Raw genomic sequence first — 24,691 nt, 5'->3', positions numbered from 1 at the left:
TCCGGTTTACTTGAACAGACCGCCCAGGGCTTTCACTGCTTCGGACTTGTCGGCCTTGGCTGCCTGGGTTTGCTGCTTGGCGTCGGCTTTGGCCTGGGCTTCAGCGAGTTTGTTACAGCCTTTGTTGACCTGCTCCTGGGCTGCGGTGAAGGCGCTCACTTTCAGGGTGTCGTTGCTGGCTTGGGCTGCATCGATCTTGGTTTGCAGGTCCGCCGATTGTTTCTGGCAGTCGCCGGAATTGCCGCCGCCCAACTGGGAAGTCAGGGCGCCGCCCAGTGCACTCAAGTCGGCAGCGTTGGCCGGCAGGGCGAACAGGCTGAGTAGAAGGGCGGCAGGGGCGAGCGTGGAGATGCGCATGAAAAACCTCAATGTTCGACTGCCTGCGCACTGATTGATCCCGGGCCGGCGCAGGGCAATATCCAAATAAGGTAGAGGGCCCGAGAGGGCGCGGATTCTAGGGGGCCATCATTTGGCCCGCAAGGTGTGGATCCAAAAAATGTGACGAGATCGTACCGGCAATAAAAACGCCCAGCCGGACGAACCCGGCTGGGCGTTTGGGTACCACGAACGATTACAGGCCGGCAGCCGTGCGCAGGTCGTTGGCGCGGTCGGTTTTTTCCCAGGTGAAGGTGGTGAAGGTGTCGTCACCCACGGTCTTCTGCGCAGGGGTACGGCCGAAGTGGCCGTAAGCTGCGGTTTCCTGGTACATCGGGTGCAGCAGGTCGAGCATGGTGGTGATCGCGTAGGGGCGCAGGTCGAAGATCTCGCGCACCAGCTTGACGATTTTTTCATCGCTGATCTTGCCGGTGCCGAAGGTATTCAGCGAGATCGACGTAGGCTGTGCCACACCGATTGCGTAGGACACCTGGATCTCGCAGCGTTCGGCCAGCCCGGCCGCCACAATGTTCTTGGCCACGTAACGCCCGGCGTACGCCGCGGAACGGTCAACCTTGGACGGGTCTTTACCGGAGAACGCGCCGCCACCGTGACGAGCCATGCCGCCGTAGCTGTCGACGATGATCTTGCGGCCGGTCAGGCCGCAGTCGCCCACCGGGCCACCAATGATGAACTGGCCGGTCGGGTTGATGTGGAACTGGGTGTCCTTGGTCAGCAATTCGGCAGGCAATACATGCTTGACGATCAGCTCCATCACGCCTTCACGCAGATCGGTGTAGGAAACGTCCGGGTTGTGCTGGGTCGACAGTACGACTGCATCGATCCCGACGACTTTGCCGCCTTCATAGCGGCAGGTCACCTGGGACTTGGCGTCCGGGCGCAGCCAAGGCAGCAGGCCGGATTTACGCGCTTCGGCCTGACGTTGCACAAGCTGGTGCGAGAAGGTGATCGGTGCCGGCATCAGCACCTCGGTTTCGTTGCTGGCGTAGCCGAACATCAGGCCCTGGTCGCCGGCGCCCTGGTCTTCCGGCTTGGCGCGGTCGACGCCCTGGTTGATGTCCGGGGACTGCTTGCCGATGATGTTCATCACGCCGCAGGTCGCACCGTCGAAGCCGACGTCGGAGCTGTTGTAGCCGATGTCGGTGATCACGTCACGGACGATCTGCTCCAGGTCAACCCAGGCGGAAGTGGTCACTTCGCCGGCGATGATCGCTACACCGGTTTTCACCAGAGTCTCGCACGCCACGCGCGCAAATTTGTCTTGCGCAATGATGGCGTCCAGCACCGCGTCAGAAATCTGGTCGGCGATTTTGTCCGGATGCCCTTCAGACACGGACTCGGAGGTGAAAAGGGAGTATTCGCTCATCTCGATGTTTTCCTGATATTACCGATGGTGAGTGTCGCCAGCCGGCCGCTGAAAGTGGCGGACCTGGATCTGGAAACCATTACGTAAGCCTACATAGAGGCTTTCCCCGGGAACGAGCCCCGCAGCGGTGGCCCAACGGGCCAGATCGTCCTGTTCAAAACCCAACCAGAGATCACCGCAGGCCTCCCTGGCCCAATTCTGGTTGTGGCTGCATAAATCCGTAACCAGCAGGCTACCGCCGGGGTGCAGCAACCCGGCCATTTGCTTGAGGGCGTCGGCGGGGGCGGCGAAATGGTGCAAGACCATGTTCAGCACCACGCAGTCGGCCTTGATCGTTGTGCTGTTCAGCGCGTCGGCCAGCTGCAGGTTGACGTTGCCCAGTGCCTCGCGTTCGCACAGCTGGCGCGCCAGTTCGAGCATCGCCGGGCTGTTGTCCAGCGCAGTGACCTGCTGGAAACGGCGCGCCAGTTCCGGCAGGAAACCGCCATCCCCTGGGCCGACTTCCAAGGCCGTTGCCCCTTCACTGAAGCTCAGCTTGTCCAGCAGTGCCAGTACGCTGTCGCGGTATTGGGCAAGACCGGCAATCAGGTCTTGCTGGGCGCGAAATTTCTCGGCGACCCGGGCGAAAAAGTCCTGGCTGGCGGCAGCTCGCTGACCATGAACCTGGCCGATGCGCGCTTGTACGTCGCCCGGAAGGTTCAAACCGTCCACTTCTTCAAGCAAGGCCGTGTGCAGCTTGCCGCCGAGCAGGTCGGTATGGGGCAGGGCGCGGCGGTAGAAAATCGCATTGCCCTCGCGGCGGGTGGCCACCAGGTCGGCCTGGGACAGCACTTTCAAATGGTGGCTCATGCCCGACTGCCCGATGGCGAAGATCTGCGCCAGTTCCAGTACGCCGAACGAATCGTTGGCCAGTGCGCGCAAGACGTTCAAGCGCAACGGGTCGCCAGCGGCCTTGCACAAGGCTGCCAGTTCATCGCCGTCGTCGGGACGCAGTGAGGGCACGGGTAGGTTCATAAGGCCAGCAGTCTAGTGACGGGTGGGTGTCCCTGCAAGGTCAATATCAAAAAGTTTTGATATTGATCGATAAGTGGTGGTTATAAGCAGTCGCCATCACCGTTAGACGAATACGTGAAAGGTTTCTGCAAGCGATTGCCGGCCAAAGCACAGGAAAAACACCCACAAGTGACTATCTGTCATTGCCCGCAGGCGGTGGCTGAGGGAAAATGCCGGTCCTTTTTTCCGTTTCTTTATTCAATCCTCCAGGAGATCAGCGATGCCCAGCCGTCGTGAGCGTGCCAACGCCATTCGTGCCCTCAGCATGGATGCCGTGCAAAAAGCCAACAGCGGCCATCCCGGTGCCCCGATGGGCATGGCGGATATCGCCGAGGTACTTTGGCGTGATTACCTGAAACACAACCCAAGCAACCCGTCGTTCGCCGACCGTGACCGCTTCGTGCTGTCCAACGGCCACGGCTCGATGCTGATCTATTCGCTGCTGCACCTGACCGGCTACGACGTCACCATCGATGACCTCAAGAGCTTCCGCCAGCTGCACAGCCGCACCCCTGGCCATCCGGAATTCGGCTACACCCCAGGCGTCGAGACCACCACCGGTCCCCTGGGCCAAGGCTTGGCCAATGCCGTCGGCTTCGCGCTGGCTGAAAAAGTCCTGGGCGCGCAGTTCAACCGTCCTGGCCACGATATCGTCGACCACCACACCTACGTGTTCCTGGGTGATGGCTGCATGATGGAAGGCATTTCCCACGAAGTCGCTTCCCTGGCCGGTACCCTGGGCCTGGGCAAGCTGATCGCCTTCTACGATGACAACGGCATTTCCATCGACGGCGAAGTCGAAGGCTGGTTCACCGATGACACGCCAAAGCGTTTCGAAGCCTACAACTGGCAGGTGATCCGCAACGTCGACGGCCACGATCCTGAAGAAATCAAGACCGCCATCGACACCGCTCGCAAGAGCGCGCAGCCGACCCTCATCTGCTGCAAGACCACTATCGGTTTCGGTTCGCCGAACAAGCAAGGCAAGGAAGACTGCCACGGCGCCCCACTGGGTGACGCGGAAATCGCCCTGACCCGTGAAGCGCTGAAGTGGAACCACGGCCCGTTCGAAATCCCGGCCGACATCTACGCCGAGTGGGATGCCAAAGAAAAAGGCCTGGCGACCGAAGCCGAGTGGGACCAGCGTTTCGCGGCCTACTCCGCCGAATTCCCTGCGCTTGCCAACGAACTGGTCCGCCGTCTGGCCGGCGACCTGCCTGCCGACTTCTCGGAAAAAGCCTCGGCCTACATCGCCGAAGTCGCGGCCAAGGGCGAAACCATCGCCAGCCGTAAAGCCAGCCAGAACACCCTGAATGCCTTCGGCCCGTTGCTGCCTGAGTTCCTTGGCGGTTCGGCCGACCTGGCCGGTTCCAACCTGACCCTGTGGAAAGGTTGCAAAGGTGTCTCGGCCGAAGACGCCAGCGGTAACTACATGTACTACGGCGTGCGCGAGTTCGGCATGAGCGCCATCATGAACGGCGTGTCCCTGCACGGTGGCCTGGTGCCTTACGGCGCGACCTTCCTGATGTTCATGGAATACGCGCGCAACGCCGTGCGCATGGCCGCGCTGATGAAGAAGCGTGTGATCCATGTGTACACCCACGACTCCATCGGCCTGGGCGAAGACGGCCCGACGCACCAGCCGGTCGAGCAACTGACCAGCCTGCGTACCACGCCGAACCTGGATTGCTGGCGCCCAGCCGACGCGGTGGAATCCGCCGTGGCCTGGAAGCACGCCATCGAGCGCAAGGACGGCCCTTCGGCGCTGATCTTCTCGCGTCAGAACCTGCAGCACCAGGTGCGCTCCGACGCGCAGATCGCCGACATCAGCCGCGGCGGTTACGTGCTCAAGGACTGCATCGGCGAACCGGAGCTGATCCTGATCTCCACCGGTTCCGAAGTGGGCCTGACCGTTCAGGCATATGACAAGCTGACCGCGCAAGGCCGCAACGTGCGCGTTGTGTCCATGCCGTGCACCAGCGTGTTCGAAGCCCAGGACGCCGGCTACAAGCAATCGGTGCTGCCGTTGCAGGTCAGCGCGCGTATCGCCATCGAAGCGGCGCATGCAGACTACTGGTACAAGTACGTAGGCCTGGAAGGCCGCGTCATCGGCATGACCACCTACGGTGAGTCGGCACCGGCGCCGGCGTTGTTCGAAGAGTTCGGTTTCACCCTGGAAAACATCCTCGGTCAGGCTGAAGAACTGCTGGAAGACTAAGTCGGTCTGCGTTGTTTGCACTGACGCCATCGCGGGCAAGCCCGCTCCCACATTTGGATTGCGGTCTACTGTGGGAGCGGGCTTGCCCGCGATGGCGTCAGAACATTCAACACCGAACTAACCTTGATCGAGAACCCCATGCCCCAACCGCGTCCCTACAAAGTTGCACTCAACGGCTACGGCCGCATTGGTCGTTGCGTCTTGCGTGCTCTGTTCGAGCGAGGGGCGACGGCCGGGTTTGAAATTGTTGCAATCAACGATTTGGCCGACATGGCCAGCATCGAATACCTGACACGCTTTGACTCCACCCACGGCCGTTTTCCCGGCGAAGTGCGGGTCGATGGCGATTGTCTGCATATCAACGGCGACTGCGTGAAAGTATTGCGCAGTGCCACCCCCGAGGGCATCGATTGGGCGGCGCTGGGCGTCGACCTGGTGTTGGAATGCTCCGGTGCCTATAACACCCGTGCCGATGGCCAGCGTTTTATCGACGCCGGTGCGCCGCGTGTGCTGTTTTCCCAGCCGATGGCCAGCGAGGCGGATGTCGACGCCACCATCGTCTATGGCATCAACCAGGATTGCCTGACCGGCACCGAGCTACTGGTGTCCAATGCCTCCTGCACCACCAACTGCAGCGTGCCGTTGTTGCGTCTGCTGGACCAGTCGATTGGTATCGATTACGTGTCGATCACCACAATTCACTCGGCGATGAACGACCAGCCGGTGATCGACGCCTATCATCATGAAGACCTGCGCCGCACACGCTCGGCGTTCCAGTCGGTGATTCCGGTGTCCACCGGCCTGGCCCGTGGCATCGAGCGCTTGCTGCCGGAACTTGCCGGGCGAATCCAGGCCAAAGCCGTAAGGGTACCGACGGTGAATGTGTCCTGCCTGGATATCACCTTGCAAACCGTCAGCGACACCGATGCCGTGGAGGTCAACCGGATTCTGCGCGATGCCGCCACCAGCGGCCCGCTCAAAGGCCTGCTGGCCTACACCGAGCTGCCCCACGCCAGTTGTGATTTCAACCATGACCCGCATTCGGCGATCGTCGATGCCAGCCAGACCCGCGTTTCCGGCCCGAGGCTGGTGAACATCCTGGCCTGGTTCGACAACGAGTGGGGTTTTGCCAATCGAATGCTCGACGTTGCGGAACATTATCTGCATATCGCCTCTAAACAACCTCAACAGTAATTCAGGAACTGCGACCCATGACCGTGTTGAAGATGACCGACCTCGATCTGCAAGGTAAGCGCGTACTGATTCGCGAAGACCTCAACGTCCCAGTCAAGGACGGTGTAGTCACCAGCGATGCGCGAATCCTGGCCTCGCTGCCGACCATCAAGCTGGCCCTGGAAAAAGGCGCGGCCGTGATGGTCTGCTCCCACCTGGGTCGTCCGACCGAAGGTGAGTTCTCCGCCGAAAACAGCCTCAAGCCTGTAGCCGATTACCTGAGCAAGGCCCTGGGCCGCGAGGTGCCATTGGTGGCCGATTACCTGGGCGGCGTAGACCTGAAGGCCGGCGATATCGTGCTGTTCGAAAACGTGCGCTTCAACAAGGGCGAGAAAAAGAACAGCGACGAACTGGCCCAGCAATACGCCGCCCTGTGCGACGTGTTCGTGATGGACGCTTTCGGCACCGCGCACCGCGCTGAAGGCTCGACCCACGGCGTGGCCAAGTTCGCCAAGGTCGCGGCTGCCGGCCCACTGCTGGCCGCTGAACTGGACGCACTGGGCAAGGCCCTGGGCGCGCCGGCACAACCGATGGCCGCCATCGTGGCCGGCTCCAAGGTGTCGACCAAGCTGGACGTGCTTAACAGCCTCAGCCAGATCTGCAACCAACTGATCGTCGGCGGCGGCATTGCCAACACCTTCCTGGCCGCAGCCGGTCACCCGGTGGGCAAGTCCCTGTACGAACCGGACCTGCTCGACACCGCCCGCGCCATCGCCGCCAAGGTCAGCGTGCCATTGCCGGTCGATGTGGTCGTCGCCAAGGAATTCGCCGAAAGCGCCGCCGCCACCGTCAAGCTGATCGCTGACGTGGCCGACGATGACATGATCCTGGACATCGGCCCGCAAACCGCAGCCAACTTCGCCGAACTGCTGAAAGCCTCCCAGACCATCCTGTGGAACGGTCCGGTCGGTGTATTCGAGTTCGACCAGTTCGGTAACGGCACCAAAGTGCTGGCCAAGGCGATTGCCGAAAGCTCGGCATTCTCCATCGCCGGTGGCGGTGACACCCTGGCGGCCATCGACAAATATGGCGTGGCTGAGCAAATCTCCTACATTTCTACCGGTGGCGGCGCATTCCTCGAATTCGTCGAAGGCAAGGTCCTGCCGGCCGTTGAAGTGCTGGAAACCCGAGCCAAAGGTTAAAAGCGTGATCAGGAAAAGGAGCATTCCCATGATCAAGACGTTGGCACTGGTGATCGCGGCGGGCCTGTTGGCCGGCTGCGGCAGCACGCCAAGCGCGGCGCCTGCGCCTGTGACGCCTGCACAGCAGCAGCAAAACAACTGCTACCAGGCTGACTGGCAAGCCGAAACCATGCCGGTGATCAACAAGCGCATCGGCAACGAACGGCTGGAGAAATACGACTCCGCGCCCAACGGTCAGGAACAGGGTTGCCCTTGACGGGTCTGATCAACTAACCGACAGCAGTGACGGCCCAGGGCCTTCGCTCGAGGATTGGCAATGAAAGGCGTTTTCGCCCTGGCGGCACTGGCTTTACTGGCCGGTTGCAGCAGCATGAACATGTTCAACAAGACAGAGCCTGCCGATAAGTGGACCACCTGGATCTGTGACAGCAAGGCCGAGGTCAACTGGCGCTTTGCCAATGCGGCCCGCTCCGAGGTGGATGTACGCCTCGGCGGTTCCGACCAGGTTTATCGCCTTAAACAGGACATTGCCGCCTCGGGTGTGTTGTACGCCAACGACCAGTTGGCGTTTCACACAAAAGGTGAGGAAGGCCTGGTTTACTGGGTGGCTACCGACGATTTGATCGGGCGGGGCTGCAAAGCCCAATAAGCCTGACAGCAATAACGATTCAGCAGGCCAGGCATGCAAAACCTGACCGGCAATAACTTGAATAGCAGCCGCCGCTACGGCAGGCTTGCACGATTAACGACCCTCTACCGGGAGAGACAACACAATGGCACTTATCAGCATGCGTCAAATGCTGGACCACGCAGCCGAGTTCGGCTACGGCGTCCCAGCCTTTAACGTCAACAACCTTGAGCAGATGCGCGCCATCATGGAAGCCGCTGACAAGACCGACTCCCCCGTGATCGTCCAGGCTTCGGCCGGTGCGCGCAAATACGCCGGTGCTCCGTTCCTGCGTCACCTGATCCTCGCCGCGATCGAAGAATTCCCGCACATCCCGGTGTGCATGCACCAGGACCACGGCACCAGCCCTGACGTGTGCCAGCGCTCCATCCAACTGGGCTTCAGCTCGGTCATGATGGACGGCTCCCTCGGCGAAGACGGCAAGACCCCGACCGACTACGAGTACAACGTACGCGTGACCCAACAAACCGTGGCCATGGCCCACGCCTGCGGCGTGTCGGTTGAAGGCGAGCTGGGCTGCCTGGGTTCCCTGGAAACCGGCATGGCCGGCGAAGAAGACGGCATCGGCGCCGAAGGCGTGCTGGATCACAGCCAAATGCTGACCGACCCGGAAGAAGCCGCTGACTTCGTCAAGAAAACCCAGGTCGATGCCCTGGCCATCGCCATTGGCACCAGCCACGGCGCCTACAAGTTCACCAAGCCGCCAACCGGCGACGTACTGGCTATCGACCGCATCAAGGAAATCCACAAACGCATCCCCAACACCCACCTGGTGATGCACGGTTCTTCCTCGGTCCCGCAAGAGTGGCTGGCGATCATCAACCAGTATGGCGGCGACATCAAAGAAACCTACGGCGTACCGGTTGAAGAAATCGTCGAAGGTATCAAGTACGGCGTACGCAAGGTCAACATCGACACCGACCTGCGCCTGGCCTCCACCGGTGCGATGCGTCGCCTGATGGCCACCAACCCGAGCGAATTCGACCCGCGTAAATTCTTCGGCGCCACCGTGACCGCGATGCGTGATGTGTGCATCGCCCGTTATGAAGCGTTTGGTACGGCGGGTAATGCGTCGAAGATCAAGCCGATCTCGCTGGAAGCGATGTACCAGCGGTATTTGAAAGGTGAGTTGAACGCTAAGGTGAACTGAGTCTTAGGTGTTTAAAAAAGCCCGCAGCGATGCGGGCTTTTTTGTGGGTGCGCTTCCAGCAGACGTAAGGCGGTTGAAATGTCCCTCATAACGGACATAATTGGATAATTCCTATTAAAAGTCCTATATGGGTGACATTTTGCTCATCACCAGCCCTCCCGAATTTGGCGAACGGCTTAAACAGCTGCGCCGAGCGAAGCACTACAGCCAGCAGCAGCTCGCGGAAAAAGCGCGGTGCAGCCGCAAGACCATCATCGACCTGGAAGCGGGAGAAAACGTTGCCATGTACACGGCCTTCCGAGTGATTACAGCGTTGGGAATGGCGTTGGAAGTGGTTGATCGGCGGATCGATCTCAAATCCCTTGCCGAACTGGTGGAGTACGATGAGTAAGGTCAAGCGGCTTAGCATTGCCACGCCCCAAGGCGTGGGAGGCGAACTGTCCAAGGGGTCGCAGTTCTCGTTTTCCTACGCTTCGGCTGAGGCGTCGCGTGAAGTCTCGTTGGTCATGCCTTACGACCCAACGCCTACGGTCAGTAATGTTCTGCATCCGATTTTTGATATGAATGTGCCTGAAGGCTTCTTGGCCGATCAGATCAAGCGTCGGATGGCCAAGCATATGCAGGTGGACGAAATGCGCCTGCTGTCGATCATCGGTGGCAACCAGATTGGTCGGCTGAGTTATGAGAATCCCATAGAGGCTTTCACGCCTGTAAAGGCTCAGGTCGGGTTACAGGAGATTCTGTCTGCGCAAACCTCTCAGGGTGTATTCGATTTTCTGGTCGACACCTACTTTGAGTCCGGAATCTCGGGCGTGCAGCCGAAAGTACTGGTGCCTGACCTGGATAAGTTGACGGGCAGCCGCAAAACCATGCTCAGCTCCGATCTGATTGTAAAATCCGGCGCCGATGAATACGCCCACTTGGCTCAGAACGAATTCCTGTGTTTGGAGGCCGCTCGTCTTGCCGGCTTGGAGACGCCGCGTTTCTGGTTGTCCGACGGTGGCGACCTGTTTGTCATGGAGCGCTTTGATCTGACACCGGCCGGCAGGTTGGGGTTTGAGGACATGGCGGTGCTGCTGGGGCTGAACAAAGACCCTCACGACAACTACAAGTATTCCCAAAGTTACGAAACCCTCGCGGCAGTGATTCGCGAGGTGTGCCACCAGGGTGATGTGCTGCGCGAGCTCGAGCGTTTTTTCTCTTCGGTGTGCTTGTCGGTCATGGTGCGCAATGGTGATGCTCACCTTAAGAATTTCGGTGTGCTCTATACCCATCCGGGGGCTCTTGAAACCGTGCAATTGGCACCGGTATTCGATGTCACGACCACCACCGCATATGAGCATTACAACCCCAAATCCGGGCAAGCGCTGGTCGACCGTACCTTGGCAATCAAGATGAACAAGGTGAAGGCGTATCCTGATCGTCAGCAACTGATTGAGTTTGGTCGCAAGCACTGTGGCATCGCAGCCCCAGGGATGATTATTGAACGTATCGCCGAAGCCATGTCGCAGGCGCTGAGTGCGCATCAAGCGCGGGTTGATGTTGAGCTTTTTTCAACCATGCAGAAGGAATGGGATGCGGGACGCGCTATGGCGCTTCACGACTCGATGACGCCGGGGATGAGACGCAAGCCCGTAGTAAAACCGCTGGCCTGAGGCCATTGAAAACCCGCATAAGATGCGGGTTGTTGCAGGGATTTGATCAAGCGGCGGTAGGCGTATCGAACCCACGCTGTTCAATCACCCGAAACACATCACTCACATCCTGCACCAGAATGCGGGCGGTATTGGCCACATTGTTCAAATCGTGCTCGGCAAAGTCCGGCAGGCTGGTGCAGGCCATCAGGGTGAGGTGTTCGAGGGCGGCATTGAGGCGTTCGCGCAGGCAGGCGTGGAGGTCGAGCAGTGGGGCGGCGCTGTCGATCAGTAACACGGGGTTGTCGGTGGCGGTTTCGGTGCAAGGGTAAAAGCGGCGGGGTGGGAGTTGGTTCTTCATGGCAAATCCTTAACTCGATAGAAGAAAGGCCACCGTTTGCTGCGAAACAAATGAGGTGGCAGCTGTACGCGGGTTCGCAGACCGAGGAGTTAAGACCCGGCAGACCCGAAGGTCTCCCACGCACAGCCGCCATAACAAAGACCGCCGTCGGCAAGAATACCGGGGCTGTTTTGACGGGTGCGGTTTTAACTCTGTAGGGCTGCGAAACCCTATCGCCATTCAATACCGGCGACGGGGCGAACTATAAGCGTCGATCTGGCGTGCCGCAACGGCCATGTAGGACGAACACCAGCCCCGCAGGCGACGCAAATCAACTGTGGGAGCCGGGCTTGCCCGCGATGGCGGTGTGACAGTCACTCAATAAGTTGACTGACACACCGCCATCGCGGGCAAGCCCGGCTCCCACAGGGTTCGGTGGTGTGTTTAATACAGTGGATTCACCGAGGAATAATCCTTGGCATCACCGGACTATTCACTCGTGATCAATATCCAACTTGGAAAACGTCACCTTGGCGCCTTCCTTGGTATCGCCACTGTTGTCCTGCACATAGGTGCCGGCCTTGAAATACAGCGGTTTGTCGCCCCACGCCGCGCCGATGCGCTCGTTCCACTCACTGTCGGCGGCATACACGCTGAGCAGCCCGGCCTTGTTGAGGTTGATCACGTAGGTGAAGCTTTTCTCCAGCGGCACATTGGAGGCGACGATGATCACGCGGCTGGTGTCTTCATCCGGGCGCATGCGCACTTTGGCGACGATGTTGCCGCTCTGGGTTTTTTCCTTGAATTGATATTCGAGTTTGATCAGCGGCTTCTGACTGTCGTAGGCATGGATCTGGCCGATCACGATCTTGCCGGTGGACGGCACCTGATTGACCGCGAGTGTTGCGCGCAGAAAGTTGTTTGCTTCGGGGTAGGTCCAGTTGCGCAGGCGGCCGTCGGCGTAGGTTTCGCGCAGTTCGCTGCGGGGGTAGATGGCGTTTTCGGTGCGGGTGCCGGTGACCGGCGTCCAGAATTGCACGTTGCTGCCTTCGGCCTGGAAATACTGGTCGTTGAAGCCGCTCATCAGCTTCGGAGTGTCGATGGTCGCAGGGGGCGAGCCGACCGGAATGCTCAGGTTCCAGGTAGAGAGGTCGATCATGGCATAGGCCTTATACAGAGGGGGTGATGGCTTTGGCCCGCAGGCCTCACGGGTTCTTTATAGGCGGTGGTCGGCCAGTTGTTAAACGATTGCTGGCAATTTATTGGCGCCAAGAGAATGTCAAAACGCCATATATCGCGTGGTACGGGGGCTGTAGCGCTTGACCGTTAGTCGGCTGACTGAACTTTGGCGTGATGATGGCATCCACGTCACTTCTGATTTTGAGGTTCCAGCGCTAGAGTGATGCCTCAGAGTTTGTCCGGGTTTACGCTTAGAAGTGACCGGAGCGAGTCCTTAAGGAAGAGACGTAGCATGGAATGCGCTCCACACCACGGCGACGGCGATTCGGTTCTTCTGGTGGTCGATGACTACCCGGAAAACCTGATCAGCATGCGTGCGCTTTTGCAACGTGACGACTGGCAGGTCGTAACCGCAGCCTCCGGTGTTGAAGCCCTGGAATTGTTGCTCAAGCATGAAGTCGATCTGGTGCTGCTGGATGTGAAAATGCCCGGCATGGACGGCTTTGAAGTGGCCCGCCTGATGCGCGGCAGTCAGCGCACGCGCATGACCCCGATCATCTTTCTGAGCGCCAATGCCCAATCGCCCGCGTCGGTGCTGGAGGGGTACGCCAGCGGCGCCATCGACTACCTATTCAAACCCTTCGACCCGCATATCCTCAAGCCCAAGGTTCAGGCACTGCTGGAACACCAGCGTAACCGCCGGGCGTTGCAGCGCCTGAGTCATGACCTGGAGTCGGCCCGCGCCTTCAATGCCTCGGTGTTGGACAACGCCGCCGAAGGCATCCTGGTGGTGGGTGAGGAGGGGGTCATCGAGTACGCCAACCCGGCGATTTCGCGCCTGCTCAACGCCACGCTTCATGAGCTCAAAGGCCAGGAATTCCTCAGCTTCCTGCAAAAGCCTCACGTGCCTGCCTGGCTCGAATCGCAGATGTACGCCGGTTATCGCAAGGGTGAAACCTGGCGTCTGCACGATGCCATCCTGCGCACCAGCCGCGGGCAACAGGTGCCTGTGGCGCTGTCTTGCGCGCCGCTGCCGACTGAGCAGAAAGCCATGGTGGTGACGGTGCTGGACATGTCCGAAGTGCGCCACCTGCATCAGCAACTGGAGTTTCAGGCAGTCACTGACCCATTGACGGGGCTGTTGAACCGGCGTGGCTTTTATCAGGCGGTGGAAAATACCTTGTCGCGCAGCGAGCGGGTGGACCAGTCGCTGGTGTTGCTGTACCTGGACCTCGACGGTTTCAAGCGGGTCAACGATTCCCTGGGGCACGATGCCGGCGACCGCGTGCTGCGCTGGGTGTCGGAGCAACTGCAAGGTTGCCTGCGCTCCTACGACATCATCGGCCGCATGGGCGGGGATGAATTTACCGCGTTACTGGAGCTGGAATTCCCGGAGCACGCGGCGAAAATTTCGGAAAAACTGATCGAACGAGTGTCTGTTTGTCATCAGGTCGACGGTTTGGATGTGATGCTGGGGGTCAGCATCGGCATTGCCACGTTTCCGGACTGCGGGTCTGACCTCAACGGCCTGTTGCGCGCGGCCGATATCGCCATGTACGAAGCCAAGCGTGCTGGGCGTCAGCAATATCGCTATTACGACCAGGAAATGAACGGCCGCGCCCGTTCGCGCCTGATGCTCGAAGACAGCGTGCGCACGGCCATTGAAAACAAGGACTTTACCCTGGTCTACCAGCCCCAGGTGTCGCTGGAAGACGGGCACCTGCGCGGCGTCGAGGCGTTGTTGCGCTGGCAGCATCCCAGCGTCGGCGATGTACCGCCGGGGTTGTTTTTACCATTGCTGGAAGAGGTGCGGTTGATCAGCCAACTCAGTAGCTGGATTTACCAGCAGGTCGCCGCCCAGCGCCAGGCATGGCACACCACCTTCGACGACGAACTGGTGTTGAGCGTGAGCTTGAGCGCCAGTCAGTTCAATTTGCCCAACCTGGCAAACCAGCTACAGCAAATGATCGAGCGGTATGGACTGCGCGACCGGCAACTGGAGGTGGAAATCGGCGAAGACTGCCTGATGAACAACCTGGAAGAGGCCGCCAAGCAGCTCAAGTTGCTGCGCCGTGTGGGCGTGCGCATCGCGTTGGACGACTTTGGCTCGGGGCAGTGCTCCCTGGCGCATCTGCGTGATCTGGCGTTCGATACCCTCAAGCTCGACCCGCAGCTGGTGGCGCGCCTGCCGGGTTCGGTGCGGGATGCGGCGATGGCGCGCAGCATCATTGAGTTATGTGCCCATTTTGACGTGCTGGTGATTGCCGAGGGCGTGGAAACCCAGGAGCAAGCGAGCTGGCTCAAAGCCCACGGTTGCCCGTTTATCCAGGGGCCATGGGCGTCGCAGCCGTTGATGGCCGAGGTCGTGGCTGACTGGTCGCGCGCTCGCGTGCGTTGAATTCGCTACACTGACGGCCTTCGAACCCTGTTGCAGACTCCATGACCGCGCTGAAATACCTTCAGGCCTACCCGCCAGCCCTCCAGGAGCAGGTGCGCCAGCTGATCGCCAAGGACCAGTTGGGTGCCTACCTGGAGCAACGTTACCCCGAACGCCACGCCGTGCAGAGCGACAAGGCCCTGTACGCCTATGCCCTGGCCTTGAAGCAGGAACACCTGCGCAACGCGCCGGCCATCGACAAAGTGCTGTTCGATAATCGCCTGGACCTGACTCACCGCGCCCTCGGCCTGCACACCACGATTTCGCGGGTGCAGGGTGGCAATCTGAAGTCCAAGAAAGAGATCCGCATCGCTGCCTTGTTCAAAGAGGCGGCGCCGGAATTTCTGCGCATGATCGTGGTGCACGAACTGGCGCACTTCAAGGAATCGGACCATAACAAGGCGTTCTACAAACTCTGCGACTACATGATGCCGGGCTACCATCAGGTGGAATTCGACCTGCGGGTGTACCTCACGTATCGCGACCTGCAGGGCAAGCCCTGACGACACAAGGCGACCACCATGGATGTGAGCAAGACCAAAAGCAGTTTCTACCGCCGCCTGTATGTGGCGTACCTGATCGACAGCGGGCTGGCCAGCAGCGTCCCGGCGTTGACTGACGTCACCGGCATGCCGCGGCGCACGGCGCAGGACACGATCGCGGCGTTGGCCGATCTGGATATCGTCTGTGAATTCGAGCAGCAGGACGGTGCCCGCAACCATGCGGGGCAATATCGGATTCGTGATTGGGGGGCGATTGATCGGCGTTGGATCGAAGACAATCTGGCTTCGGTAAAGCGGGTGTTGGGGTATCCCTGAAGTTATGCACTGTTTTGGCTGACGCCATCGGGAACCCCCTCCCACATTCGACCGTATTCACAAATCAAAATGTGGGAGGGGGGCTTGCTCCCGATGAGCCCCTCAGGCGCGCCGCATACCTATATGAGGAATATCATCCTCAAGGTATTCCTCACCCGCCACCACAAACCCGTACTTCCCGTAATACCCCTGCAAATGCGCCTGGGCTGACAGGAAAATCGGCGTCTCGGGCCAAATCTCGTCGATCTGCCGTAGAGTTTCTTCCATCATCTGGTGCCCCAAGCCGGTACCGCGTGCCGATGGCGCGACGATCACCCGGCCGACCACCACGTCACCGCCCTGGGAGTCCGGGTCCAGCAGGCGCAGGTAGGCCACCAACTGATCATCCTGCCAGGCCATCAGGTGGTGGGTATCGCCCGCCAGGTCCTGCCCGTCGATGTCCTGATAAACGCACTTCTGCTCGACAACGAAAACCTCGCAGCGCAGACGCAGGATCGCGTAGAGCTGCTCCTTGCCCAAGTCAGTGTGATGTTTGCATACCCAATCAACCGTCATGATGAACTCTCGTGGAAACGTCTGTTCAGGATAGTAAGCGCGACGTGCGTGTGTGTCTAAATCGTCTATTTTTGTGAGTGACGTCAATTTGCCATCATCGTGTGCATGCGCCGTCTGTTTCTTTGTGTAATGTGAGCTACTGTTAGGACCTCAGGTCTCGCCTGAGCCAGAGCCACCGCCTGCCTGCCAAGGATTTTGAGCATGCCGCGATTCTTTCGTGCCGTTGCTTTGATTGGAGTGTTATTGCTGGCGACGCCTGCATTTGCGCAGAGTTTGCGTCTGGTCGCGGATGCCTGGCCGCCTTTTACCGATTCCACCCTGATCAACGGCGGGTTGGCTACCGACATCGTCCGTACGGCTCTGGCTCGTGCCGGCTATGCCAGTGATTTCGAGCAGGTGCCTTGGGCGCGCGCGCTGATGGGGGTGGGCGACGGGCGCTATGACGTGCTGATCAACGCCTGGTACGACGAGGCCCGCACGCATTTGGGGCAGTTCTCCAACGAGTACCTGGTCAACCGCGTGCGCTTTATCAAGCGCCGTGACGACCCCATCGAGTACCAGAACCTTGAACAGCTGCACGACTACCCGATAGCCGTGGTGCGCGGCTATGCATATTCGCCTCCATTCGAGGCAGATGCGCAGTTGCAAAAGGTCCCTGTGCATAACTTCGCCATGGCCGTGCGCATGCTGGCGGCGCAGCGGGTGCGGCTGACGGTGGAGGATGAGTACGTGGCGCGTTACTACCTGTCACGCGAATCGGCACGGGTGCGCAATGCGGTGGAGTTTTTGCCCACGCCGTTGAGTGAAAACAGCCTGCATATCCTGGTCAGCCTCAAGCACCCTGAGCATGCGCAGATCGTCGCGGGCTTTGATCGGGAGATTGCCAGGATGAAGGCCGATGGCAGTTATGCGCGGTTGATGAAGCTGCATGGGATGTAGTGTTCTCGCGGGCCCCCCGATAGCGGCCTACGCCGCGCTGGTGTCCTTGATCAGGTGCGCCGCCAATGTTCGCAGCGGCCCTAACTGCCGACAAATCAACGCCAACTGCGTCTGCACCAGTCGCTGGCCCTCATCAATCTCATCCGGCATCTGCTCCAGGTCCGCCGCGAGCGCTTCCTCAGCGTCGCTCTGGATCGCTATCGGTTGCTTGTTGGCCAGGCCTGTGGCGATTTCATCGATGCTCGTCGCCAGCGTCTTCCCGGCGCCGTCGATCAAGTGCTCGCGGACCTCGGCCGGCAATTGCGTATCGCGGTGGGCGCCGAGCCCCGACAAATAGCTGAGCAAAGTGTGGGACAGCACCAGGAAGCGGAAACCCACATCCGCTTCCTTACGAAAATGCCCCGGTTCCATCAGCATATTGGCCAGGGTGGTGGACAGCGCTGCGTCGGCGTTGTGCGCGTTGCGGCGGGCCAGACGGTAGGCCAGGTCGTCGCTTTTACCGACGGCGTATTGCTGCATGATCTGGCGCAGGTAGATGCTGTTGCAGGTCAGGGTATTGGCCAGCACTTTGTTCAGGCGTCGGCCTTGCCAGTCGGGCAGGAACAGGAACACCGCCAGGCCGGCGATCAGGCTGCCGAGCAAGGTGTCGAGCAAGCGCGGCAAAAACAACCCGTAGCCATCGCCCACCTGGTTGAAGCAGAACAGCACCATCAAGGTAATGGCCGCGGTGGCCAGGGTGTAGCGGGTGGTGCGGTTGATAAAGAACACCAGGCCCGCGGCGATGGCGAACATCGATTGCACCAAGGGGCTGGGGAACAGGTCGAACAGCGCCCAGGCCACGGTAAGGCCGATGGCGGTGCCGATGATCCGCTGCCCGAGTTTGCGCCGCGTGGCGCCGTAGTTGGGCTGGCACACAAACAGGGTGGTGAGGATGATCCAGTAACCCTGAGACGCGTGGATGACATGCAAGGTGCCGTAGCCGATGCTCAGCGCCAGGGACAGGCGCAGGGCGTGGCGGAACAGCAGCGAGGTCGGCGTCAGTTGTGTGCGCAGGCGTGTCCACATTTCCCTGAGGTTGCGCGGTGCGCGGTCCAGCAGGTTGCTGTCGGTGGCGTCGGCCAGGGCGTCGGGGTTGCTGGCGTCGCCGAGCAGGCGGTCAAGCGTCGACAAGTTGGCCGCCAGCGCCCGCAGCGAGCGCAGCAGTCCGCGCCAGGCCGGGTTGCTCTGGATGCGCAGGTGTTCCAGGGAGGCGTTCAGGTCGCTGAGGGCCTCGGCGAAGCCGTCGTCATAGATAAACGGCTGGCGCAGCTGGATCGACTCGGCCAGCGCTTGGCAGGCCTTGCCTTGCTGGCGCAGCAGACGCTGGCAGCGGAACAGCACATCGCTGTGGAAGAACGCCTCGGCCAGGGCGTTGTAGGGATAATGGGATGAACTGGCGCGTTCGTGGATGTCCTGGGCCAGGAAATACAGCTTGAGGTAGCGGCTGACTTTCGAGCCTGGTCGGCCATTGCCCACGCGGTGCAGGATGATCTCCTTCGCGGCATTCAGCGCCGCCACCACCCGGCCGTTTTGCTGGGCCAGTTCCAGGCGGCGCGCTTCCACATCCAGCTGGCGGATCGGTTCGAACAACGACGACTTGAGCTTGAGGTAACGCCCCAACTCGCGAAACAAACGCGCCAGGCTCTGCTGCACCGGCTGGTTGGAAAACAGCGCCTGCCACAGCACCGACAGCGCCCCGTACCAGGCCGCACCGGCCACCAGCAGCAGTGGCTCGTGCCAGAAATCATTCACCGCGCCACCGCGCTGGTCCACACCGATCATGGTGTACACCGACAGAATCAGCGTGGCCGATGCAATCGCCCCATAACGTTCACCCAGCGCGCCGAGCATGGTCAGGCCGAACGTCGCCAGGGCCAGGGAGATGGCGAAAATCCAGGGGTAGGGGAACAGCAACTCCACCGACAGCGCGGCGATGCTGAAACACACCAGCGTCACCGCCAGAGCGTTGAGGCGGCCTTGCCAGCTGTCGTCGGTCTCGGCCAGGGCGCTGGCGATAATCCCCAGGAACAGCGGGATCAGCAGGGTCATTTCATCCTGGTACCAGCACAGCGCCATGCTGCCGGTCAGGGCGATGAATACCCGAATGCTGTAGCTGAATTTATCCAGCGCCCACAGGCGCCGCAGGGAATGCTTGAACGAGGTCGATGACATGAAGTCGGGAGTCTTCCGGGACGTTGTCGCTAAATTGAGCTATCAAGGACGCCACGGCAAGGGTGGTGAGCACATCCCAGCGCAAATATTTCCAGGGTACGCCGCAAATCAAAATGTGGGAGGGGCTTGCTTCAGGCGTATTGTGCCGCGGCATAACCCGACGCCCACGCCCACTGGAAATTGAACCCGCCCAGGTGCCCGGTCACATCCAGTACTTCGCCGATAAAGTACAGCCCGGGGCTTTTCAGCGATTCCATGGTCTTGGACGACACTTCCCGCGTATCCACCCCACCCAGCGTCACCTCAGCGGTGCGATAGCCTTCGGTGCCCGCCGGCACCAGTTGCCAGTTCCCGAGTTTTTGCGCGATATCGGCAATTTCGGCGTGGGTGTATTGCTTCATCGGCTTGGACGCGAACCAGGTGTCCGCCAGCAGGTTGGCCATTTTCTTGGTGAAGATCTCACCCAGCAAGGTTTTCAGCTCGCTGTTGGGGCGCTCGACCTGTTGCTGTTGCAGCCAGGTGTGGGCGTCGTGGTCGGGCAGCAGGTTGATCTCTACGGTGTCGCCGGGTTCCCAGTAAGAGGAAATCTGCAAAATCGCCGGCCCGCTGAGGCCACGGTGGGTAAACAGGATGTTCTCGCGAAAGCTCTGGTCGTTGCAGCTGACCAGGCAGTCCACGGAGGTGCCCGACAACTCGCCGCACAGCGTCTTGAGCTGATCGGTGATGGTGAACGGCACCAACCCTGCGCGGGTCGGCAGCAACGCGTGACCGAACTGCTTGGCCACCTGGTAACCAAAGCCGGTCGCGCCCAGGGTCGGGATCGACAGGCCGCCGGTGGCGATCACCAGTGACTCACAACGCAACTCACCCAAGGTGGTCTGCAACTGATAGCCGCTGTCGAGCCTGGCGATTTCCTCGATGGAGGTGTCCAGGTGCAGGCTCACGCCGGTCTGGATGCACTCGTCGAGCAACATGCCGAGGATATCGCTGGACTTGTTATCGCAGAACAGCTGGCCGAGCTTCTTCTCGTGGTACGGCACGCCGTGCTTGGCCACCAACCCGATGAAATCCCACTGGGTGTAGCGGGCCAGGGCGGACTTGCAGAAGTGCGCGTTGTGCGAGAGGAAGTTGGCCGGCTCGGTGTACATATTGGTGAAGTTGCAGCGGCCACCGCCGGACATCAGGATCTTTTTGCCGGCCTTGTTCGCATGGTCGATCAACATCACTTTGCGCCCACGCCCGGCAGCGGTCAGCGCGCACATCAAGCCTGCTGCGCCGGCGCCAATGATCACAACTTCGGTCGAGCGCACAGCAATGTCCTCATACAAATTCTGATTTGAAATACAGTCAAATGTGGGAGGGTGCTTGCCCCTCCCACATTGGATCTCCATTAGGTTGGAGATTTTTTACAGGATGCGAACGCGCAACGAACGGCCCTTGATCTTGCCGTCATTCAACCGCTGCAACGCCTGCTTGGCGATGCCACGCTCCACGGCCACGAAGGCCTGGAAATCAAAGATGGCGATCTTGCCGACCTGGGCGCCCGGGATGCCGGCCTCGCCAGTCAAGGCGCCAAGAATGTCACCTGGGCGAACCTTGTCTTTACGCCCGGCGGCGATGCACAGGGTGCTCATCTGCGGCAACAGCGGACCACCGCTTTGCGGCTTGAGGTTGTCCAGTTGGTCCCAGTTCAGCGGCGACTTCTGCAGTTGCTCGATGGCCTGGGCGCGGTGCGCTTCGGACGGCGCCACCAGGCTGATGGCGATGCCGGTCTCGCCGGCGCGGCCGGTACGGCCCACGCGGTGGATGTGGATTTCCGAGTCGCGGGCCAGTTCGACGTTGATCACCATGTCCAGCGCATCAATGTCCAGGCCACGGGCGGCAACGTCGGTGGCCACCAGCACCGAGGTGCTGCGGTTGGCGAACATCGCCAGCACCTGGTCACGGTCGCGCTGTTCCAGGTCGCCATGCAGGCCGACGGCGCAGATGCCCTTGGCCGTCAGGTGGTCCACGGTTTCCTGCACTTGCTGCTTGGTAAAGCAGAACGCCACGCACGAAGCTGGGCGGAAGTGCGCCAGTACCTTGGTCACGGCGTCCATGCGTTCTTCCGGCGAGATTTCGTAGAAACGCTGCTCGATCTGGTCGTCGGAGTGGAACGCTTCGGCCTTCACCTGCTGTGGCGCACGCATGAACTTCGACGCCAGTTGCTTGATGCTCACCGGGTAGGTGGCCGAGAACAGCAGGGTCTGGCGACGCGGCGGGGTCTTGCTGATGATGTCTTCGATGGCGTCGTAGAAGCCCATGTCGAGCATGCGGTCGGCTTCATCGAGGATCAGCGTGTTCAAGCCGTCGAGAACCAGCGAACCCTTGCGCAGGTGTTGCTGAATACGGCCCGGAGTGCCGACGATCACGTGGGCGCCGTGTTCCAGCGAGGCGATCTGCGGGCCGAGGGACACGCCGCCGCACAGGGTCAGCACCTTGATATTGTCTTCGGCGCGGGCCAGGCGACGGATTTCCTTGGCGACCTGGTCGGCCAGTTCGCGGGTCGGGCACATCACCAGCGCCTGGCAGCCAAAGTAGCGCGGGTTGATCGGGTTCAACAGGCCGATACCGAACGCAGCGGTCTTGCCGCTGCCGGTCTTGGCCTGGGCAATCAGGTCCAGCCCTTTGAGGATCACCGGCAAGCTTTGCGCCTGGATCTGCGTCATCTCGACATAACCCAGCGAGTCGAGGTTAGCCAGCATGGCGGCGGACAGGGGCAAAGTATTAAAAGCGGTGGCGATGGTAGTCACGGGACTGGCTCTGCAAAACAAAATGTCGCGCAGTGTAGCAGTCCCGTGGGATTTTCCCTGCAAGTTCTCGACGAGACGCCCGCTAGTGCTCGATATCGTGTTCGCGGCTGACCACGCGTTTGCCGTCTTTTGGCGACAATTGCAGGAAGATCGCCGCTGCCAGCATCGCCATGATGCCGACGGTGAGGAACGTCAACTGGAACGCGCCGAGCACGCTTTCCACGCCGTCATTGCCGGACTCCGCGGTAAACCCGCCGAGCAACGCACCGGCGCAGGCCACGCCGAGGCTCAGGGACAGTTGCGCCACCACCGACAGCAAACTGTTGCCGCTGCTGGCCTGAGCGTCGTCGAGGTCGATCAGGGTGACGGTGTTCATCGCGGTAAATTGCAGCGAGTTGATTGCCCCCAGTACCGCCAGCATGCCCAGCAGCAATGGGTAGGGCGTGTGCTCCGTGACCAGGCCCATGCTGGCCAGCATGATCCCCAGCGCCAGGGTGTTGCCGGTCAGCACCACGCGGTAACCCAGGCGCTCAATCAGCGGCCGGGCGATGGACTTGGCAAACATCGCCGCCGCTGCCAGGGGCAACATGCTCATGCCGGCTTGCGACGGCGAATAACCCAGCGCCACCTGCAACAACAGCGGCACCAGGAACGGCAGCGCACCGCTGCCCAGCCGCGCGAAGAGGTTGCCCAGGATGCCCACCGCAAAGGTGCGCGTCTTGAACAGCACCGGTGAGAACAGCGCATGGTCGATATGCCCGGCGCGCAGCCAATACGCCGCCAGGCACGCCAGCCCGCCGAACAGCAGCAACATCACCCGCAAGTGCGGCAGGTGCAATTCACCCAGACCTTCCATGGCGATGGTGATCAGCACCATCGCCGCGCCAAACAGCAGGAAGCCTGCGCCATCGAAGCGTGTGCGCTCGCTGCCGCGCAGATCGGGAATGAATTTCCACACGGCGTAGCAGCCGATCATGCCCACCGGCAGGTTGATCAGGAAGATCCAGTGCCAGGTCAGGTATTGCACCATCCAGCCGCCCATGGTCGGGCCGAGCAACGGGCCGAGCAGGCCGGGGATGGTGATGAACCCCATGATCCGCACCAGTTCGGAGCGGGGGTAGGCACGCAACACCACCAGCCGCCCCACCGGCAACATCAACGCTCCGCCCAAGCCCTGCACCACCCGCGCCCCCACCAGCATGGTCAGGCTACTGGACAAGGCGCACAGCAAGGAGTCGATGCTGAACAGCATGATCGCGCCAAAGAAGATTTTCTTGGTGCCGAAGCGGTCGGCGATCCAGCCCGACGCCGGAATCAGCAAGGCGACGGTGAGCATGTAGGCGATCACCACCCCTTGCATGCGCAGCGGGTTTTCCGCCAGGTCCCGGGCCATGGCCGGCAGTGCCGTGTTCAGAATCGTCCCATCCAGCGACTGCATGAAGAAGGCAATTGCCACCACCCAGGGGAGCCAGCGGGCGGTCTTGGCATCGAGAGGGGCGCGATTCGGCATGGGATCCCTTTTTGTTAGCAGGCTATGTGTCAGCGATTATGCGCCATTCGTCGCGCCTTTTCCCACTGGCGGTTCGTCTAACTCCGACAGCGCTGCGTGCTCGCCCACGAGGAAATTCAACAGCGCCCGGTGCACCGCCAACGCGGCCTCGCGGGACTCCAAATCCAGCAAATGGCCGGTGTGTTCGGCCACGGTGAAGCTGCTGCGTCCCACGTATTGCTTGAACAATTGGGCGTCGGCGGCCGGGGTGTATTCGTCCAGGGCGCCGTTGAGGAAACGCACTGGCGTTTCAATCTGCCGCAGTGCCGGCAGGTAGTTGCCATCGCCCAGGGCCAGCACCTGATGGATATGAAAGCGCGCCTGGCGGTACTCGGTGGTGGCCATGCTCGACAGGTGGCGGTGGTTGTTGCGCTTGAGGCGCGGCGACAGGTATTTGCCGACGGTCTCGTTGAGCAAGTGGCCGACGGCGGATTTGTCATCGGCCTCGATCAGCACGCGCACGCGCTCTACATAGTCGAGCATCGCCGGGTTGAGGTTGGGCGCCAGGGCCATGACCACCGAGCTTTCGATGGAGGGCGGGTTATGCGCCAGGGTCAGCAACGTCGAGATGCCGCCCCAGGAGGCCGATACCAGGTGGTTGACCTCAAAGCGCTCGACCAGGGCGCGCAGCATCTGTACTTCATCGTCCTTGGTCACCAGGTCCAGGTCGGTGTTGTGTTCGCGCGAATATCCGGAGAACGGCAAGTCGAACAGCAGCACATTGAAATGCGCGGCCAGGCATTTGCTCGTACGGGCGAAGGACCGCGTGGTCGACAGCGCGCCGTTGACCATCAGTACGGTCTTCTTGTGTGGGTCGTTGCCGAGTTGCTCTACATGGACGTTGTAGTGTTTGAACAGCTTTTGTATGACGAAACTTCCATGGTTCATCGCAGCACTCCCTGTGGTGTGGCGGTATGCCATTAACTCTTATAACGGGGTTTTTTGCGGGCGACAACAGGCTGCCCGTGCAAGCTGGGAGGAAGAGAATTTA

Annotated in this window: 22 protein-coding genes and 1 pseudogene; 12 read left to right on the top strand and 11 right to left on the bottom strand. The window is 60.7% G+C overall.

All coding sequences use genetic code 11. The features are described from left to right. Positions 1-6: 6 nt before the first annotated feature. The 3 genes from PSH66_RS27805 to PSH66_RS27795 form a co-directional block, all read right to left on the bottom strand. Positions 7-357, bottom strand: a complete 351-nt coding sequence (locus tag PSH66_RS27805) for a hypothetical protein (RefSeq protein WP_305428020.1) — start codon at positions 355-357, stop codon at positions 7-9. 214 nt (positions 358-571) lie between these two features. Then, on the bottom strand, positions 572-1,762 hold the full coding sequence (gene metK / locus PSH66_RS27800; protein WP_003176624.1) for a methionine adenosyltransferase: 1,191 nt from the start codon (positions 1,760-1,762) through the stop codon (positions 572-574). An 18-nt stretch (positions 1,763-1,780) separates the two neighbouring features. Further along, on the bottom strand, positions 1,781-2,776 hold the full coding sequence (locus PSH66_RS27795) for a metalloregulator ArsR/SmtB family transcription factor (RefSeq protein WP_003176623.1): 996 nt from the start codon (positions 2,774-2,776) through the stop codon (positions 1,781-1,783). 259 nt (positions 2,777-3,035) lie between these two features. Here PSH66_RS27795 and tkt point away from each other — a divergent pair, with 259 nt between their 5' ends. The 8 genes from tkt to PSH66_RS27755 all read left to right on the top strand — a co-directional run bounded on the left by tkt (position 3,036) and on the right by PSH66_RS27755 (position 10,901). Next, positions 3,036-5,033 carry a transketolase gene (tkt, locus tag PSH66_RS27790; RefSeq protein WP_305428019.1) on the top strand — a complete coding sequence of 666 codons (1,998 nt, stop codon included), beginning with the start codon at positions 3,036-3,038 and terminating at the stop codon, positions 5,031-5,033. A 138-nt stretch (positions 5,034-5,171) separates the two neighbouring features. Further along, positions 5,172-6,227, top strand: a complete 1,056-nt coding sequence (gene epd, locus PSH66_RS27785; protein WP_003176620.1) for an erythrose-4-phosphate dehydrogenase — start codon at positions 5,172-5,174, stop codon at positions 6,225-6,227. A 17-nt stretch (positions 6,228-6,244) separates the two neighbouring features. Further along, positions 6,245-7,408, top strand: a complete 1,164-nt coding sequence (locus PSH66_RS27780) for a phosphoglycerate kinase (protein ID WP_003176619.1) — start codon at positions 6,245-6,247, stop codon at positions 7,406-7,408. A 28-nt stretch (positions 7,409-7,436) separates the two neighbouring features. Further along, on the top strand, positions 7,437-7,664 hold the full coding sequence (locus PSH66_RS27775) for a lipoprotein (RefSeq protein WP_042945384.1): 228 nt from the start codon (positions 7,437-7,439) through the stop codon (positions 7,662-7,664). 60 nt (positions 7,665-7,724) lie between these two features. Continuing rightward, positions 7,725-8,057, top strand: coding sequence for an MliC family protein (locus PSH66_RS27770; RefSeq protein WP_305428018.1), 333 nt, complete (start codon positions 7,725-7,727; stop codon positions 8,055-8,057). Between the two features lie 124 nt (positions 8,058-8,181). Further along, the gene (gene fba, locus PSH66_RS27765; RefSeq protein WP_003177554.1) at positions 8,182-9,246 is read left to right on the top strand and encodes a class II fructose-bisphosphate aldolase; all 1,065 of its coding nucleotides are present in this window, start codon (positions 8,182-8,184) and stop codon (positions 9,244-9,246) included. Between the two features lie 127 nt (positions 9,247-9,373). Then, positions 9,374-9,637 (top strand): helix-turn-helix transcriptional regulator, encoded by a 264-nt coding sequence (locus tag PSH66_RS27760; protein WP_232291279.1) that lies wholly within the window; start codon positions 9,374-9,376, stop codon positions 9,635-9,637. Continuing rightward, positions 9,630-10,901, top strand: coding sequence for a type II toxin-antitoxin system HipA family toxin (locus tag PSH66_RS27755; RefSeq protein ID WP_305428017.1), 1,272 nt, complete (start codon positions 9,630-9,632; stop codon positions 10,899-10,901). The genes PSH66_RS27760 and PSH66_RS27755 overlap by 8 nt, the downstream gene beginning before the upstream one ends. A gap of 46 nt (positions 10,902-10,947) precedes the next feature. Here the strand turns inward: PSH66_RS27755 and PSH66_RS27750 are convergent, their stop codons facing one another. Beyond that, a complete protein-coding gene (locus PSH66_RS27750) occupies positions 10,948-11,241 on the bottom strand; it encodes a fructose-bisphosphate aldolase (RefSeq protein WP_141062913.1) in 294 nt (97 codons plus the stop codon). A 472-nt stretch (positions 11,242-11,713) separates the two neighbouring features. Then, positions 11,714-12,379, bottom strand: coding sequence for a polysaccharide lyase family 7 protein (locus tag PSH66_RS27745; protein WP_003176611.1), 666 nt, complete (start codon positions 12,377-12,379; stop codon positions 11,714-11,716). A gap of 312 nt (positions 12,380-12,691) precedes the next feature. On the opposite strand from PSH66_RS27745, the gene PSH66_RS27740 reads away from it, so the two are divergent. Genes PSH66_RS27740 through PSH66_RS27730 form a run of 3 tightly spaced genes read left to right on the top strand, consistent with a single transcriptional unit; the run spans position 12,692 to position 15,654 of the window. Then, positions 12,692-14,797, top strand: coding sequence for a bifunctional diguanylate cyclase/phosphodiesterase (locus PSH66_RS27740; RefSeq protein ID WP_003176610.1), 2,106 nt, complete (start codon positions 12,692-12,694; stop codon positions 14,795-14,797). A 41-nt stretch (positions 14,798-14,838) separates the two neighbouring features. Continuing rightward, entirely contained in the window at positions 14,839-15,339 is a 501-nt protein-coding gene (locus tag PSH66_RS27735) for a M48 family metallopeptidase (protein WP_003176609.1), read from the top strand. Between the two features lie 18 nt (positions 15,340-15,357). Next, positions 15,358-15,654, top strand: a complete 297-nt coding sequence (locus tag PSH66_RS27730) for a helix-turn-helix domain-containing protein (protein WP_078826405.1) — start codon at positions 15,358-15,360, stop codon at positions 15,652-15,654. Positions 15,655-15,756: 102 nt separating this feature from the next. Here PSH66_RS27730 and PSH66_RS27725 read toward each other — a convergent pair whose 3' ends face one another. After that, positions 15,757-16,209 (bottom strand): GNAT family N-acetyltransferase, encoded by a 453-nt coding sequence (locus tag PSH66_RS27725; RefSeq protein ID WP_003176607.1) that lies wholly within the window; start codon positions 16,207-16,209, stop codon positions 15,757-15,759. A 201-nt stretch (positions 16,210-16,410) separates the two neighbouring features. Here PSH66_RS27725 and PSH66_RS27720 point away from each other — a divergent pair, with 201 nt between their 5' ends. Continuing rightward, on the top strand, positions 16,411-17,148 hold the full coding sequence (locus PSH66_RS27720; protein WP_305428016.1) for an ABC transporter substrate-binding protein: 738 nt from the start codon (positions 16,411-16,413) through the stop codon (positions 17,146-17,148). Here PSH66_RS27720 and yccS read toward each other — a convergent pair. The 5 genes and pseudogenes from yccS to PSH66_RS27695 form a co-directional block, all read right to left on the bottom strand. Further along, positions 17,115-19,359 (bottom strand): annotated as a pseudogene (gene yccS, locus PSH66_RS27715) (YccS family putative transporter). The gene PSH66_RS27720 and the pseudogene yccS overlap by 34 nt on opposite strands. Before the next feature lie 131 nt (positions 19,360-19,490). After that, complete coding sequence (locus PSH66_RS27710) at positions 19,491-20,669, bottom strand: NAD(P)/FAD-dependent oxidoreductase (RefSeq protein WP_042945382.1); 1,179 nt, start codon at positions 20,667-20,669, stop codon at positions 19,491-19,493. Positions 20,670-20,765: 96 nt separating this feature from the next. Further along, positions 20,766-22,103, bottom strand: a complete 1,338-nt coding sequence (dbpA, locus tag PSH66_RS27705) for an ATP-dependent RNA helicase DbpA (protein ID WP_305429660.1) — start codon at positions 22,101-22,103, stop codon at positions 20,766-20,768. A gap of 130 nt (positions 22,104-22,233) precedes the next feature. After that, positions 22,234-23,661 (bottom strand): multidrug transporter subunit MdtD, encoded by a 1,428-nt coding sequence (mdtD, locus tag PSH66_RS27700; protein WP_305428015.1) that lies wholly within the window; start codon positions 23,659-23,661, stop codon positions 22,234-22,236. A 36-nt stretch (positions 23,662-23,697) separates the two neighbouring features. Next, positions 23,698-24,588 carry an alpha/beta fold hydrolase gene (locus tag PSH66_RS27695; protein ID WP_305428014.1) on the bottom strand — a complete coding sequence of 297 codons (891 nt, stop codon included), beginning with the start codon at positions 24,586-24,588 and terminating at the stop codon, positions 23,698-23,700. Positions 24,589-24,691 lie beyond the last annotated feature (103 nt).

It is taken from the genome of Pseudomonas sp. FP597 (genome assembly GCF_030687435.1).
GTDB lineage: Bacteria > Pseudomonadota > Gammaproteobacteria > Pseudomonadales > Pseudomonadaceae > Aquipseudomonas > Aquipseudomonas lactucae.
The sequence above is the reverse complement of the archived record's forward strand: the minus strand, read 5'-3'. Positions and strand labels throughout refer to the sequence as shown.